15 protein-coding genes are annotated in these 15,422 nt (G+C 64.0%); 9 read left to right on the top strand and 6 right to left on the bottom strand.

The window, feature by feature from the left end:
• Positions 1-49 precede the first annotated feature (49 nt).
• The 4 genes from QRN45_RS17295 to QRN45_RS17280 all read left to right on the top strand — a co-directional run bounded on the left by QRN45_RS17295 (position 50) and on the right by QRN45_RS17280 (position 4,921).
• Entirely contained in the window at positions 50-1,024 is a 975-nt protein-coding gene (locus QRN45_RS17295; protein WP_284764143.1) for an ABC transporter substrate-binding protein, read from the top strand.
• A 280-nt stretch (positions 1,025-1,304) separates the two neighbouring features.
• Positions 1,305-2,708, top strand: a complete 1,404-nt coding sequence (locus QRN45_RS17290; RefSeq protein ID WP_241708215.1) for an MFS transporter — start codon at positions 1,305-1,307, stop codon at positions 2,706-2,708.
• Positions 2,709-2,740: 32 nt separating this feature from the next.
• Positions 2,741-3,997: an aminopeptidase P family protein gene (locus tag QRN45_RS17285; RefSeq protein WP_284764142.1), complete on the top strand. Its 1,257-nt coding sequence runs from the start codon at positions 2,741-2,743 to the stop codon at positions 3,995-3,997.
• A gap of 123 nt (positions 3,998-4,120) precedes the next feature.
• Complete coding sequence (locus tag QRN45_RS17280) at positions 4,121-4,921, top strand: IclR family transcriptional regulator (RefSeq protein WP_284764141.1); 801 nt, start codon at positions 4,121-4,123, stop codon at positions 4,919-4,921.
• A 284-nt stretch (positions 4,922-5,205) separates the two neighbouring features.
• On the opposite strand, the gene QRN45_RS17275 is transcribed toward QRN45_RS17280, so the two are convergent.
• Positions 5,206-6,339: an LOG family protein gene (locus tag QRN45_RS17275; protein WP_284764140.1), complete on the bottom strand. Its 1,134-nt coding sequence runs from the start codon at positions 6,337-6,339 to the stop codon at positions 5,206-5,208.
• 63 nt (positions 6,340-6,402) lie between these two features.
• On the opposite strand from QRN45_RS17275, the gene QRN45_RS17270 reads away from it, so the two are divergent.
• The 5 genes from QRN45_RS17270 (at position 6,403) to iolB (ending at position 10,061) form a co-directional block, all read left to right on the top strand.
• Positions 6,403-7,182, top strand: a complete 780-nt coding sequence (locus QRN45_RS17270; RefSeq protein ID WP_241708211.1) for a gamma-glutamyl-gamma-aminobutyrate hydrolase family protein — start codon at positions 6,403-6,405, stop codon at positions 7,180-7,182.
• 128 nt (positions 7,183-7,310) lie between these two features.
• Positions 7,311-7,715 carry a cupredoxin domain-containing protein gene (locus tag QRN45_RS17265; protein ID WP_241708210.1) on the top strand — a complete coding sequence of 135 codons (405 nt, stop codon included), beginning with the start codon at positions 7,311-7,313 and terminating at the stop codon, positions 7,713-7,715.
• The gene (locus tag QRN45_RS17260) at positions 7,712-8,161 is read left to right on the top strand and encodes a hypothetical protein (RefSeq protein WP_241708209.1); all 450 of its coding nucleotides are present in this window, start codon (positions 7,712-7,714) and stop codon (positions 8,159-8,161) included. The genes QRN45_RS17265 and QRN45_RS17260 overlap by 4 nt, the downstream gene beginning before the upstream one ends.
• A gap of 248 nt (positions 8,162-8,409) precedes the next feature.
• Complete coding sequence (locus QRN45_RS17255) at positions 8,410-9,150, top strand: GntR family transcriptional regulator (RefSeq protein ID WP_078106216.1); 741 nt, start codon at positions 8,410-8,412, stop codon at positions 9,148-9,150.
• A 17-nt stretch (positions 9,151-9,167) separates the two neighbouring features.
• Positions 9,168-10,061 carry a 5-deoxy-glucuronate isomerase gene (gene iolB, locus QRN45_RS17250; protein ID WP_284764138.1) on the top strand — a complete coding sequence of 298 codons (894 nt, stop codon included), beginning with the start codon at positions 9,168-9,170 and terminating at the stop codon, positions 10,059-10,061.
• Between the two features lie 99 nt (positions 10,062-10,160).
• Here the strand turns inward: iolB and QRN45_RS17245 are convergent, their stop codons facing one another.
• From QRN45_RS17245 to QRN45_RS17225, 5 genes are read right to left on the bottom strand one after another with little or no spacing between them, the layout of a single operon-like run.
• On the bottom strand, positions 10,161-11,192 hold the full coding sequence (locus tag QRN45_RS17245; RefSeq protein WP_241708207.1) for a Gfo/Idh/MocA family oxidoreductase: 1,032 nt from the start codon (positions 11,190-11,192) through the stop codon (positions 10,161-10,163).
• Positions 11,189-12,007, bottom strand: a complete 819-nt coding sequence (locus tag QRN45_RS17240) for a TIM barrel protein (RefSeq protein WP_241708206.1) — start codon at positions 12,005-12,007, stop codon at positions 11,189-11,191. The genes QRN45_RS17245 and QRN45_RS17240 overlap by 4 nt, the downstream gene beginning before the upstream one ends.
• Complete coding sequence (locus tag QRN45_RS17235; RefSeq protein ID WP_284764137.1) at positions 12,007-13,107, bottom strand: Gfo/Idh/MocA family oxidoreductase; 1,101 nt, start codon at positions 13,105-13,107, stop codon at positions 12,007-12,009. Before QRN45_RS17235 ends, QRN45_RS17240 begins: the two co-directional genes overlap by 1 nt.
• Before the next feature lie 35 nt (positions 13,108-13,142).
• Entirely contained in the window at positions 13,143-14,201 is a 1,059-nt protein-coding gene (locus QRN45_RS17230; RefSeq protein ID WP_241708204.1) for a Gfo/Idh/MocA family protein, read from the bottom strand.
• Positions 14,201-15,196: a Gfo/Idh/MocA family oxidoreductase gene (locus QRN45_RS17225; RefSeq protein ID WP_241708203.1), complete on the bottom strand. Its 996-nt coding sequence runs from the start codon at positions 15,194-15,196 to the stop codon at positions 14,201-14,203. Before QRN45_RS17225 ends, QRN45_RS17230 begins: the two co-directional genes overlap by 1 nt.
• Positions 15,197-15,422 lie beyond the last annotated feature (226 nt).

Raw genomic sequence — 15,422 nt, 5'->3', positions numbered from 1 at the left:
AGTCTCACGCACTCCCCCAACACACTGCCCCACCCAAGGAGATCCAACCATGAGTAAAGCTGGACTGCTGTTGAAACGAACAATTCCCACGCTCGCCGGAACCGTCGCTGCCGCCCTGTTGCTAGCCGGCTGCGGCGGCGCAACAGTCAATCAGGCGGCCGCAGCCGGCGCTTCGGGCACCCCCTGCGGAACCGTCAACGTGGCCCTCAACGCATGGGTGGGCTACACGGCAAATGCGGCTGTTTACAGCTACATAGCCCAAAACAAACTTGGTTGCACTGTAGTCCAGAAGGACCTGTCGGAACAGATTTCCTGGCAGGGCTTCGGCTCGGGAGAAGTCGACGTCATCCTTGAGAACTGGGGTCACGAGGACCTCGCAAAGCAGTACATCACCGACCAGAAGGTCGCGGTGGACGCTGGTCCCACGGGCAACGAAGGGCATATCGGCTGGTACGTACCACCATGGATGGTCCAGAAATACCCGGACATCCTGGACAGCAAGAACCTGAACAAATACGCGTCCCTGTTTGCCACGTCCGAGTCGGGCGGCAAAGGCCAGGTACTGGATGGCGACCCGGCGTTCGTCACCAACGATGAAGCCCTCGTCAAGAATCTAGGCCTCGACTACAAAGTGGTCTTCTCCGGTTCGGAAGCAGCATTGATCCAGTCGTTCCGTACGGCGGAGAAGAACAAGACGCCGCTGCTGGGGTACTTCTACGAGCCTCAATGGTTCCTTTCCGAGGTCCCCCTCAAGAAGGTCAGCCTGCCCGCCTACACTCCGGGCTGCGATGCCGACGCCGAGAAGGTGGCCTGCGACTACCCCGACTACAAGTTGAACAAAGTGATGGCCAAGAAGTTTGCGGACAGCGGTTCTCCCGCCGCGAAACTGCTCAAGGCCTTCTCATGGACCAACGCGGACCAGAACTCCGTCGCAACGGACATCCAGGGCGGCATGAAGCCCGATGCCGCTGCCAAGAAATGGGTGGATGCCCACCCGGATGCGGTGGCTGCCTGGCTCAAATAGTCCTTTCACGCTTGCTTTGAAGCTCCCCGGATCCCTGGATCCGGGGAGCTTCTTTTTTGCATTCCGGACCGAGATTCCACCCAAAGAAAGCAACCATGTTGCAGTGAGTGCGCCACCCTCCCCAACTAGCTCGCACTTGTTGTCGTTTTGAGCGTCCATGACGACATCTATTGCGAGACAGTTGGATAGTTACCGGAAGCCCTTGACGGTGATGCGCGACACATCTATTCTGGTGCAACAGCGTTGCGTTGAATGCAACCCCAAAGTTCTTGGTGGATTCATGAAAAACGAAACATCCTCCGTCGCAGCAATCCCGGGAAGCGCTCATGCCGGATCCAAAGGCGGATCCGGCCTTCCCGATGCGACAGCCGCCCCGGGCGGCACACCAAAGCCAGCCGACAGCCACACAGTCAGTAAAGACACCCGACGCCGAGTCATCACTGCCAGCTTCATCGGCAACTTCGTCGAGTGGTTCGACTACGCCGTCTACGGCTACCTTGCCGGGATTATCTCGACCGTCTTCTTCCCCGCATCGGACCGGCAGACAGCCCTGCTCGCCACGTTCGGCGTCTTCGCCGTCTCGTTCTTCGTCCGTCCACTGGGCGGATTCATCTGGGGCCACATCGGTGACCGCCTCGGACGCAAACAGGCACTCTCCCTGTCGATCGTGCTCATGTCCGTGGCAACGTTCTGCATCGCACTGATCCCCGGCTACAACACCATCGGTGTCATGGCGCCGGTCCTCCTGCTGCTCGTCCGCGTTGTTCAAGGCTTCTCGGCAGCAGGCGAATACGCGGGTGCCTCAGCCTTCCTGGTGGAATACGCACCGGCCAATCGACGCGGACTCTATGCCGCCGTCGTACCCGCCAGTACAGCGGCAGGCCTGCTGCTCGGATCCCTGCTGGCGGCGCTGCTCAGTTCGGTGCTGAGCGCCGACCAGCTCGGCGAGTGGGGCTGGCGCCTGCCCTTCCTCCTGGCAGCCCCGATGGGCCTGATTGGCCGCTACATCCGCACCAAACTCGAGGACACCCCGGCATTCCGCGAAATGGCCGCGAAGGACACCGCGGTCAAGGCTCCGGCCTTCGCCATGTTCAAGACGTACCGCAAGCAGCTGATCATTGCGACGGGCGCCGTGCTGCTCAACGCCGTCGGGTTCTACGTGATCCTCAGCTATATGCCCACGTACCTTTCCGAGGAGCTTCACTTCGGCGCAGCCGAATCGTTCCTGGCCACGACGATTGCCCTCCTCAGCTATATCGGATTCATTTTCCTGACCGGGATCGCATCGGACAGGTTCGGCCGCAAGCGCATGCTCATCACCGCTTCCGTGCTGTTCGTGGTGCTAACCGTTCCGGCGTTCATGCTCCTCGATACCGGCAATTTCCTGGTCATCGTCCTGGTGCAGATCCTGCTGGGCGCGATGCTTACACTCAACGACGGCACGCTGCCCAGCTTCCTCGCCGAGCTCTTCCCCACGAGGGTCCGCTACAGCGGCTTCGCCGTCAGCTTCAATCTCTCCAACGCCCTGTTCGGCGGCACCGCCCCGTTCATGGCAACACTCCTCATCGGCCTGACCCACAACCAACTGGCCCCCGGCTGGTACCTCGTGGCAGCCTCCGTCATTTCCCTCATCGCGGTCCTCTTCGCTGTGGAGACCTCCAAGAAGCCCCTGCAGCAGGACTGAAAACAACCCACCCATTGAAAGGAACACCACCCATGACCATCACCGAGAATGAAGCCGTCAGCGACGTCACCAAGCTTGAGCGCCTCAAGGTCCTCAACAACGGAGAGAAGGTCTCCCTGACTTTCTCTGACGCAGAGTTTGAGCGACGCCTTGCGGGCCTTCGCCGGATCATGGCAGAGAAGGAACTGGACGCCGTTGTCCTGACCAGCTACCACTCCATCAAGTACTACTCCGATTTCCTGTTCACCTACTTCGGCCGCTCCTACGCCATGGTGGTCACGGCCGACGACACCGTCACGGTCACCGCCAACATCGACGCCGGCATGCCGTGGCGCCGCAGCTACGGGGACAACCTGGTCTACACGGACTGGCGCCGGGACAACTACATCTTCGGCATCCAGGAAGTGCTGCGCACCCGCGGGATCAACGTCCGGCGCCTGGGTGTCGAGGACGACTCCCTTCCCCTGGACAACCGCAACAAGATCCAGGCCGCCTTCCCCGGAGCGACCCTTGTGGACGTCGCCCAGGCCGCGATGCGCCAGCGCATGATCAAGTCCGCCGAGGAAATCGAGGTCATCAAGCACGGCGCCCGGATCGGCGACCTCGGCGGCGAAGCGATCCGCAATGCCATCACTGCCGGCATCACCGAGTACGAGGTGGCGTTGATCGGCACCGAGGCCATGGTGCACGAGATCGCCCGCACGTTCCCGGACTCAGAAATCCGCGATACCTGGGTGTGGTTCCAGTCCGGCATCAACACGGACGGCGCCCACAACTGGGCAACCACCCGCAAGATCCAGGAACACGACATCCTGTCGCTGAACTGCTTCCCCATGACCTCGGGCTACTACACGGCCCTGGAAAGGACTCTGTTTTACGGCGAACCCGATGCACGCTCCCTGGAGCTGTGGAACATCAACGTGGACGTGCACAAGCGCGGACTGGAACTCATCAAGCCCGGGGCGGTCTGCAAGGACATCGCCGCGGAGCTCAACGAGATCTATGTTTCGCATGGACTGCTCGCCAACCGCACCTTTGGCTACGGACACTCCTTCGGCGTCCTCTCGCACTACTACGGCCGCGAAGCCGGACTGGAACTGCGCGAAGACATCGACACCGTTCTGGAACCGGGAATGGTGGTCTCCATGGAACCGATGATCACCGTCCTCGATGGCCAGCCGGGTGCCGGCGGGTACCGGGAGCACGACATCCTGGTGGTCGGTGAAGACGGTGCCGAGAACATCACCAAGTTCCCCTTCGGCCCGGAATACAACATCATCGGCGCCTGACCCCCACGTTACCCATGGACATGCCCAGCCTTGCGCCCGAGCAGTGGACATATGACTCATATGCTCATTGCTCTAGGCCAAGGCTGGGCATGTCCCCATTAAAAGAGCCATATAGTGACCATCATGACCCCAGCAGAACGTGAAACCCCGGCCACCGGCGATTCCAGAGGCGCTTCGGTACTTGAGAACGCCATTGCCGTGCTGCGCAGCTTCACCGCCGAGGAACCCCTCCTGGGTGTCACCGAGATCGCCGGCAGGATCGGCTTGCACAAGAGCACGGTGTCCCGAATCCTCGCGACCTTCGAACAGGAACACTTGGTGGAGCGCGACCCCGAGTCCCGCCGCTTCCGGCTGGGCCTGGGGATGATCGCCCTTGCCGGGCCGCTCCTCGCCGAGCTGGAAGAGCGCCGGGTGGCCTATCCCGTGTTGCGCGAGCTGAGCGAACGGACAGGCGAGACGAGCGCCCTTATGGTATGGAACGGGAGCGAATCCATGTGCGTGGAGCAAATCGCCAGCCGCCACCAGGTCAAGCACCTCGCACCGTTGGGTGCCCGCTACAACGAGGCGCTCAGCTCTTCGGTGCAGGTCTTTCTTGCCGCCGAAGACGCCGACCGCGTCCGCAAGCTCCTCCGCAGCGGCTCCATCAGATTGCCCGGTCTCGACGAGGAGTCCCTCGAGGCCTACCTGATCCGGCTCAAGGAGTCTGTGACCCGGGGATGGGCCTTCAATTTCGGCGAAACGTCAATCGAAGAAGTCGGTGTTGCTTCGCCTGTCTTTGACCACCGCGGAGACATCGTGGCCTCCGTCCTCATACCTGCGCCGAAGTTCCGGGTCTCGCAGGACACCCTCGCCAGCCTCGGCGAGGCATGCCAAGACGCAGCCCGCAAAGTCACCGTTCGACTGGGCGGGCGGCCCCCACACTAACCTGGCATCCCCGCACTAACCTGGCATCCCCGCATCGCACCGGACATGCCCCGCTCTGAAGTCACGCAATGGACATGTCCACCAACCGGCCAAGGGACATGCCCAGCCCTAGGGCTCAGCAGCGGGCATAATGCTTTCGCCGATAGGGACATGTCCAGCCCTGAAGTCCAAAGATGGGCATATTCGCAATATGCCCAATGTTCCAGGCCAAGGCTGGACATGTCCCTAAGTGCCGGGTCGGGACGCCAAGCCAGGGCTGGCTGGGCATGTCCCGTGTGAGGCGCCTAGCCCGCGACGACGGCGAGTGCTTCCTCGACGCTGTCCACCAGGAAGATCCGGCCCTCCATCACTTTCCCGGCGGCAAGGCTCTGCAACATGGGCCACGCTGGATACTTGCGCTCCCAATGGTCGCGACCTACGAGCACCATGGGCGTGACGGTTTCCGGGGCGCCGTAGAAGTTCTCGCACGCATCCTGGAAGATTTCCTGCACGGTGCCGGCGGAGCCCGGAAGGAATACGATCCCGCCGTTGCATAGCTCCAGCAGGATCGCCTCCCGCACGGAGTTGGCGAAGTACTTGGCGATGTGTGTGGCGAAGAGGTTGGGCGGCTCGTGCCCGTAAAACCAGGTGGGGATGCCCAGCGACGTCGTTCCGCTCGGATGTTGCCCGACGACGGCGGCCGCCGCCCGCGCCCACGCCGTCACCGAGGGGCGGAAACCCGGCACCGCCGCGAGCGATTGCAGCGCGACGGTGAAGTCGGCGTCGGGCAGGCCGCTCAAGTAGGCGCCCAAATTGGCGGCTTCCATGGCACCCGGTCCTCCCCCGGTGGCTACCGTGAAGCCCGACAGAGCCAGGAGCCGCCCCAGCCGCGCGGCGTCGTGGAAGTCCGTGGTTCCGCGTTGTGCGGCGTGCCCGCCCATGACTCCCACGACCTTGGTCCCCGCGAAATCCCCGTTGCCCAGGAGCTCGTCCAGCGCATCCCCGATCGCGTGGTCGTGCAGCGCGGCAGCGAGGGTGGCATCCAGGCTGGTCCGCTGCCCCGGCATGATGCTCCAGTGATAGACCTGCGCGTCCAGGGTTGCTTCGTACTCGGTGGAGTCAATGTCCTCGTACAGTTCGGCGGCGCTGTAGAGGCTGCCCCGGTACGGGTTGAAGGGCACTCCGCGGAGTTTCGGAAAGATGAGGGCGCCGCGGCTGCGCAGGGAGTCCTCGACGCCGTCGTCGAAGGTACAGCCCAGGAAGATGGCGCCTTGCGGATCCAGCCTCTCGAGGTCCGCTCGTCGGCCCCGCAGGTCTAGCGACTGGGCGTGCCATCCGTGCATCGTTGCGGCACCGGAGCTCAGCAGCTTGTCGAAATGGGCCACGCTCTCAATCTCGAGCGTGCGGGGACTGGGAGTCAGGGCGCGGGACGGATTCATGGCATCAGCGTAAGCCCGCGGTTCCCGTTGCGCAGGAGTCGACCGGCCAGTGCATCATGGAGGATGCAGACTTCCGAACAGCAAAGAAGCTTAAGGCCCCGGATCGGCATTCCTGTCCGCCTCAGCAGTTCCGAAAGCGCGGATGCCCGCGTGGTCGAGGCGAATGAACTCTTCGACTTCATCGTCGAACTAATGCGCGACGCCGGTGCGGAGCCTGTGCTGCTGGACGCTTCCTTCACCGACGAAGCAGGTCCGCTGGCCGCCGAACTCCGATCCCTCAACGGGGTCCTGCTGCCCGGCGGTGGGGACCTGGATCCGCGACTCTACGGGGAAGAAGCGACCGACGCCTGCTATGACGTGAACCCCGACCAGGATCGCCTGGACTTGGCGGTCGCCCGTGGATCGCTCGACGCCGGTTTGCCCACCCTTGGCATCTGCCGTGGCCATCAGCTCCTCAACGTTGTCTATGGCGGGACGCTGATCCAGGACATGTACCCGTCTGCGGTGGAACACAACGGCGTGACCACGGCGGACGGTGGGCTCAGCGCCTGGGCGTGGCACGACGTCGAACTTTCACCGGATTCCAAGGTGGCCGGGCTCTATGGCTCGCGCGACTCGGTGCGTATCGCTTCGGGACATCACCAGGCCGTGGCACGGGTAGGCGATGGCCTGGTGGTGACGGCGGTCGCAGAGGACGGGACAGTGGAGGCCCTCGAGGATCCGCAGCGCTGGGTGGCATCCGTGCAATGGCATCCCGAGGCCTCGCAGCTGCCTGAGGAGGAACGGCTCGCCCCGTTCAAGGCTTTCGTGGAGGTCTGCAGGACGCTGCGTCCGGTGGGGTGACCGAGCGGGCCGCCTCCGCCGGCGGCAAGCAAAGTACTAGTTCCCGTGAACCTGACCGCTCCGGAATTCGTCTCATCAATGTGGCAAGCACATTCGCGCCACCGGACACGAGGAGCGGGGAACCAATCATGAGGAACAACCCCAAGGCCATGATGGTCATCGTTGGAGCGGCCGCCCTGATCGCCGTGGGCGGTTGCGGGGCATCCGGAACTGGTTACCAGGGCGCATCGTCAAGCCCGCCTTCTGCCGCCTCCTCGACTGCTCCGCCTTCCGGGACCTCCCCATCGCTCACCATTACCATCAAGGACTTCGGCTACCAAGGACCCGTGTCGGTCAGCCCGGGGGCCAAAATCACCGTGAAGGACGAGGACGCCCAGGCTCACACGGTCACCTCGGACGATGGAAAGTCGTTCGACGCTGCCATCGATGGCGGGGGCGGGACAGCGCAGTTCACGGCGCCCACCACACCGGGCAGCTACCCTTACCACTGCGCCTATCACTCGAACATGCACGGAACGCTGGTCGTAAAGTGAGCACCCGTGAAGCGGCCCGCCGCAAGCCGATGAACCGCAGGCCGAGGGACATCCTGCTGCGACTGCTTATAGCGGCAGCCCTGGGCATCGACGCTGTAGTGCACCTCGATCTGGCCTCCGGCTACCAATTGGGTGCGCCTGGTGGAATCGGGGAAGGCAACCTGTTTCGGATCGAGGCCGCTGTTGCAATCCTCGTCGGCCTGTATGTCCTGATCCGCGGCAACCGGCCGGCCTACGCGGCCGCGGTGGTAGTTGCTGGAAGCGCCTTCATAGCCGTCCTCCTCTACCGATATGTCGACATACCGGCCATCGGTCCGCTCCCGTCCATGTACGAGCCCGTATGGTTTTTCGAGAAGACCCTCAGCGCGGCCGCCGAGGGACTGGGCGCGGTGCTTGCCGCCGTCGGCTACGTCCGTCAACGCAGCAGCGCCCGACTCCGCCGCTGAAAGCGCCCGACGCCGGATGGCACCGGACGCAGAAAGGCCCACCCGCGGCTAAGGCAATTGATGCCTCGTCCTGATGTCTGGACATGTCCCTACAAAACCTGTGACAAGGCACGATAAACGCACCTCAGGCACCCTTGACCCGCGCAATGCTCCTGCTATCATCAGTAAAGCAGTATGTCCTATCAAGCGAACATGAGCGGACATGCTTGCAACTTCCGGGACAGTCCCGGAATGCGAGGGAGCATGCAATGGCGAATCAACTTGGCCTCACTATCGACCGTTCTTCCCCTGTGCCTTTGTACCATCAGGTGGTCCAGGGCATCGAGGCCGCCATCCACAGCGGAGTGTTGGAGCCCGGAAGCCGTTTGGACAACGAGATTGACCTCGCCGCCCAGCTGAACCTGTCCCGGCCCACGATGCGCAAGGCGATGGACGAGCTTGTCCGTTCGGGCCTGTTGGTCCGCAAGCGCGGCGTCGGCACGCAGGTGGTGTCGAGCCAGGTCCGCCGGCCCCTGGAACTCTCCAGCCTGTACGACGACCTGACCAACAACGGCAAGAAGCCCACAACGCAGGTCCTCAGCTTCTCGCACATGGAAGCCGACGCAGCCACGCTGACCGCACTCCAGCTTCCGGCCGGTTCCAAGGTCTACCACTTCACCCGCCTGCGCAAAGTGGGCGGTAAGCCGCTGGCGCTCATGGAGAACTGGGTCCGCGACGACATAACCTCCATGGACGAATCCATGCTCCAGGCAGAAGGCCTCTACGCCATCCTCCGCCGCGGCGGGGTCAACTTCCGCCTCGCCTCGCAGCGGATCGGCGCCATGATCGCCAACGACTACCAGGCGCCGCTCTTGGAGGCGGAGGTCGGCTCGGCTTTGGTCACCATGGAGCGCACCGCCGTCGACGACACCGGACGCATGGTCGAGACCGGCCACCACGTCTATCGGGCCGATTCCTACAGCTTTGAAATGACACTCGTACAGCGCTAACGCAAGGACATAACTCCATGGCCAACTGGGTCTATCCACTGGGCACCGCCAACGACGGCGATTGGGACATCTCTCTCGGAACCTCCGATTCCGCGTTGGCCGTGGACGGTTGGGCCCACACCGGGCTTAAGGTCGCCACGCTCGCCGCGGGCGCCGCCGTCGAGCTTCCCGCCGCAGCAGAAGAGCGGATCGTGGTTCCGCTCAACGGCGCCTTCACAGTGACGGTCGACGACGTCGACTATCCCCTTGCGGGGCGGGCGTCGGTTTTCCACGGCCCCAGCGATGTCCTGTATTCCGGCACGAACGCCGCTGTCACCATCAGCTCGCCCGACGGCGGCCGCGTCGCCGTCGCGACCGCCCCGGCCAACGCGTCATACCCCACTAGGCTGGTGACCGCCGCGGAGACCCCCGTTGAGCTGCGCGGAGCAGGCAACTGTTCGCGCCAGGTCCATAACTTCGGTACTCCCGCCGCCCTCGAGGCCGACCGTTTCATCGTCTGCGAAGTGCTCACGCCCGCGGGCAACTGGTCTTCCTATCCCCCGCATAAGCATGACGAGGAAAAGGACGGCGAAACGCAGCTCGAGGAGATCTACTACTTCGAGACCCGCGTGGCCGACCCCTCCGGTGCGCCTGCTGACGCCGACGCGATCGGCTACCAGCGCGTCTACGCCTCCGATGAGCGCCCGATCGACGTTGCCGCGGAGGTTCGGACCGGCGACGTCGTTCTTGTTCCCTATGGCTGGCACGGCCCCGCCATGGCCGCTCCCGGCTACGACTTGTACTACCTGAACGTCATGGCCGGCCCGGGGCCCGTGCGCGAATGGCTCATCAGCGACGACCCCCACCACGGGTGGGTACGGCAGAGCTGGGACGGACAGGACATCGACCCCCGCTTGCCGTTCGGCGCCTAAGGAGTTCCCACACCCAACTGACTAGCAGTTGTTGTCGTTCTGGGCCTCCAAAACGACAACAACTGCGAGTCAGTTGGGGCCTGGAACCGCCTAACTGGCCTAGGCCGTCACGAGTGCCACTCTGACCGGGACCCCGCTCGCGAGCGACTCCTGCGCCGCATCCGCCACCCGGGAAGCCGCGACGGCGTCCTCCGGAGTGCACGGGTTCTCCCGTTGGCCCAGGACCAGTTCAACGAAGGCTGCCATTTCAGAACGATAGGCCTGGTCGAAGCGTTCGGCGAAGGTCTTGTGAGGTTCTCCGGACGGGAACGCTACGCCGGTCTCGGCTGATTCCATGGCTGTCTGCTCGTCCAGGCCAACCATGAGGGAATGCTTCGAGCCTTGGATTTCGAGTCGGACGTCGTGTCCAGCCCCGTTGTAACGCGTTGCCGACACGGTGCCAACGGTCCCGTCGTCGAACGTGATCAGAGCCAAGGCGGTGTCCACATCGCCCACTTCGCCGATGGCGGGATCGCCATTGTTGGAACCCTTGGCATAGACCTCCACGATTTCGCGGCCGGTCAACCAGCGCAGGATGTCGAAGTCGTGGACCGAGCAATCACGGAACAGCCCGCCGGACGTCGCCAGGAACTCCACGGGCGGCGGAGCCATATCGCAGGTCACGGCGCGCAGCGAGTGGATCCACCCGAGTTCTCCGGCTTGGTAGGCGCGCTTGGCCTCGAGGTATCCGGCATCGAAGCGACGTTGGTGGCCGATCTGCACCACACCATCGTTGGCACGGATATGCTCCAGGACAGGCAGCGACTCGGCCACATTCATGGCCACGGGCTTCTCGCAGAACACCGGAATACCGGCGTCCACTCCCGCGCGGATCAGTTCCGGGTGGGTGCCCGTTCCGGTCGCGATGACCAGCCCATCCGCTCCGGACGCGATCAAGGCCTCTACGGAGGGCAGGAATTGCGCGCCGAGCCCCGCCGCGATCCGACGGGCATGTTCTTCGGCCACATCCGTGAGCCGCAACTGCACCTTGATGCCCTGCGCATTCAGTTCCCCGTTGAGGGCTGCAATGTTGTTGGCGTGCATCACGCCGATCCGCCCTACTCCAACCAGCCCGAGAACGACGTCCTTCATAGTGCTACCTCCGTTGAAAAAGCTGAGCTGTCCAGGGACTCTTCGGCCTCAACCGTGAACGCCCGGCGGAACGCCTCAAGCGCCGCCATGTCGTCGCCTCTGGCCCATGCCTCCATGCCGACGGTGCCTTCGTAGCCCGCAGCCGCGAGCGCACGGGCAACAGCCGGATAGTTGATCTCGCCGGTCCCGGGCTCGCAACGGCCCGGGACGTCCGCCACCTGGATCTCGCCGATATGCGGCAGGGCGGTGCGGACCAGCTCAATGAGGTTCCCCTCCCCCAATTGTGCGTGGTACAGGTCCAGCATCATCTTCACATGGGGGTGTCCGGCCGCCTCCACGAGCGTGAGGGTGTCCTTGGCCCGCGCCAGCGGAATTCCGGGGTGGTCCAGCACGGTGTTGAGGTTTTCGAGGCAGAACGTCAGTCCGTGCTTTTCCCCGAGCGCGCCAAGGCGCTCCAAGGTCCGGACACCCGTGATCCACATGCTGCCGTTGGACCGGTAGACGGGACGGGCTGCTTTGCCGTCGATGAGCTGGGCCGAGTGCACCACCATGCGGCTGACGCCGAGTTCCAAGGCGGTCGGAATCAGCGTTTTGGCGGTCCTCACCACATCGTCGGCGGTTTCGGCGTCAACCAGGCTCCCCGAGGTGTATCCGGTCATGGAGGAAAAGACCGCGCCGCTCGACCTGAGTGCTGCAATGTCCTTGTTCCTCGAGTCCCAGAGTTCGACGTCGAATCCCGCCTCGTGGATCCGGCGTACCCGTTCGGTGAACGGCAGCTCCGTAAAGACCATTTCGGCGCACACGGCGAGCCGCATCAGACACCGGCCTTGTTGCTCGAGACGGTAGGTACCTCCACGGGTCCGCCGCGCTGGACCGATTCGATGCACGCCAGCGCCATCGCCAAGGCGCGCCGCGCGTCAGCAGCTCCTGGGGTGAGGGTGAAGGCGCCCGACGGCGGCTGCGTGCCATCGCGGCGCGCGCGGACTGCCGCCGTGAAGTCCACGAGTTCGTCAGTGTAGGCATCGCGGAACAGTTCCACGTTGAGCCTCGGGGTTTCGGCCGAAAGGCCCTCTGCCGTGTATCTCAGGGCAGCCGTTTCAGTGGGCCGTCCTGCCTGGACCATGCCCTTGGAGCCGAAGACTTCGCCCCGGACGTCGTAGCCGTAAAGAGCGCTGAAGTTGGCTTCCGCCACTGCCAAGGCTCCATTGCTGTAGCGGACAGTGACCACGGCGGTGTCCAGGAATCCCTGGTCACGCAAGCCCGGTTCCACCAAAGCATCCGCGACGGCGTAGACCTCCACCGGCTCGGCGCCTTCGTTGAACCAGTTCAGCGTGTCGAAATCGTGGATGAGGGTTTCCAGGAAGATCGTCCAGGCCGGAATCCTGGCTGCGTGTCCGATGCTCCCGGTGCCTGGATCCCTCGTCAACGAGCGCAAGAGCTGCGGCTCCCCCACAATCCCTTCGGCCAGGTCCTTCTTGGCGGCCTGGAAGTCAGTGGCGTAGCGGCGGTTGAAGCCGATCTGGAAATGTACCCGTGCCGTTTCGACGGCGAGGAGCGCGGCGTCGAGCTCTTCGAGGCTCTGCCCCGCGGGCTTTTCGCAGAACACGTGTTTGCCCGCGGCCGCGGCCTGGGCGATCAGGGAAGCATGGAAGCGCGCCGGGCTGGCAATGATCACAGCATCGATCTCCGGATCGGCCATGATGTCGGCTGCGTCTGCGGTGACTTTCGCCGTACCAAGCTGGGCAGCCACGGACGCGGCGGAGTCCACGTTGGGATCGGCGACGGCGGCAAGGACCGCGCCGGGAACCCTGCGGGCTATGCTTTCGCCGTGGAACGCTCCCATCCAGCCGGAGCCTATGAGGCCAAGCCGCACAGGCGTGGGAAGTTCGGCTGAATGCTGTTCGATGTAGGCCATGGGCCGGTCCTTTCGATAGTCAGTACAACAATTGCTCAGGCGGGCGCGTTGCCTTCGCCCGGGAATTCAATGCCTATTTGGCGGCGGATTTCATCGGCGACGTCCATCGTCCGGATGGAGGAGGCCAGGGGCCGTTGTCGGGTTTCCGTGTCACCGGCGGCGATGGCGCGGGCCACCGCGGCGGCTTCGTAGTGCAAGCCTTCCAAATGGCCGCCCGCCGCTTCGTTGTAGCGAAGCCGTGTGCCGTCCGGAAACCGGACCTCGAAACCGCCGGGCATGTTGAAAGGGCCATCGATCGTCAACGTGGCCTCGGAGCCAACGATCGTGGCCATTGTGGGGGTGAAATTATGCAGGTGCGTATTCATCACGGCCTGGCTTCCGCCCGGGAATTGCAGGATGGCGGAGAGCTGGGCGTTGACACCGGATTCGTGGGGCTGTCCGAAAGCGCTCAATCGTTCGGGCGCCCCCAGGACCTCGATGATGAGGGCCAGCGGGTAGGTGCCCAGGTCCAGCAGGGGCCCACCAGCCAGTGCGGGATCGAAGATGCGGTGGCTGCGTTCGAAGTGCTCGCCGTATTCTGCAAGGACCGTTGTCACGGTGCCCAGCGTCCCGCCGTCGAGCACTTGCCGGATCACGTCGAACTTCGGAAGGAAGAAGCTCCACATGGCCTCGGCGGCGAAGACGCCGGCTGCCCTTGCCCGCGCGGCGATATCGCGCGCCTGCACAGCGTTCAGGCCGATCGGCTTCTCGATGAGGACGTGTTTGCCCGCGTCGATGGCGAGTGCTGCAGCCGCGTGGTGGAAGTTGTGTGGAGTGCACACGTAAACGATGTCTATGTCCGGAGCCGTAGCCAGCTCTTCGTAGCTTCCATAAGCGGCGGGTAGGCCGAAAGCGTCCGCGAACGTCTTGGACCGCTCCAAGGAACGGGAGCCGACGGCGGCAATCACTTGCGTTGAATAGGCCTGCACCGACTCGGTGAAGCGTTCGGCAATCCACCCCGGGCCCATGATCCCCCAACGCAGCGCTGGCGCGTCACGGGAATCCGGCACACGGGCCACCGGAAGACCGGACTCCGGAAGGCCGGATGAAACCATCAGTAGGCCACCTTCGTGTAGGCCCCGTCGCTGTGGAGCGAACGGATCATGGCTTGTGCGAGCTGCGACGCGCGCAGCCCGTCCTCACCCGTGGCGAGGGGCGCAGGCTCCCCCTTTTCTAGGGCTGAAATCCAGGCCTGGAGTTGCAGGCGGTAAGCGTCGGCGAAGCGTGGACGCCAATCGGCGGGGATTTCGGTACTGCGCCTCCCCTCGTGCCGGACATCGAGGGCGGCTGGTTCGGGCAGTGCCGTGGTGCCGAACTCAGACACGACCTCGCACCGGGTGGTGTAGCCATACTGCGCGTTGAGGAAAAGTTCGAGCGTGGCCAGGGTGCCGTCGGCCGCGCGCAGGAGCATGAAGGCGGGATCCCGCAGGTCACCGGTGCTGCGCCGGGAACTCCGCCCCGACTGCCAGGACACCTCGGTGATGGGCGAATCCAGCAGCCAAGGGATGATGTCGAGCTCGTGGATGGCCGAGTTGGTGATGGCGGACTCCGAGCTCGCGCCGGGTCCCGCGGAGGCGGTCCGGCTGGTGCAGTGGACCTGCAAAGGCTCGCCGTGCGTGCGTGCCCGGGTCGCTTCGCGCAGCGCCACATAACCGGGATCGAAGCGCCTCATGAAGCCCATCGACAGCAGCCGGGCACCCGTTGCGGCCAGGAGGTCGGCTTCTGCCTCCACGACTTCATGGCTTTCCAGGAGCGTGGGGGCCAACGGCTTTTCGCACAGTACTGGGGTCATTGCCTCAAAGCACTCCAGCACGAGTCCCGCATGGGTTGAGTCATGGGAAGCGACGACGACGGCGTCAACGTCGCTGGAGTAGATCAGTTCGGAAGGATCCGTGGTGATGCGCGCGGATGGCGGCGCTGCGGCTGCCGCACGTCCGGCGTCGAGGTCTGCCACGAAGGTGACTTCGGCACCGCTGATGGTGGTGGAGAGGTTCCTGATGTGGTCTGCGCCCATAACGCCGGCGCCGATAACGCCTACCCGGATTGGCATGTTGTCTTCCCGTCTACTTACGTTGTTCCCGTTCCCGCTGTGGCATGGCGAGCGGGGGCCCATCCGCTCCATCTGGCGGACCCCCGTCTCCATCCGTGCTGCCTCCGCGCTAGGCGTGCCGCGGGCTGCCTTCCCTTGAGGAGTCGGCAACGTCGGTGACTTCTGTTACCCCGGCGACTTCGGCTTGGACTTCCTTGAGGGCTTGGGTGTGTCCGCCGAGTTGTTC

The organism is Arthrobacter sp. efr-133-R2A-63, assembly GCF_030209795.1.
Taxonomy (GTDB): Bacteria; Actinomycetota; Actinomycetes; order Actinomycetales; family Micrococcaceae; genus Arthrobacter; species Arthrobacter bambusae_A.
This window is presented reverse-complemented; position numbering and strand designations above follow the sequence as displayed.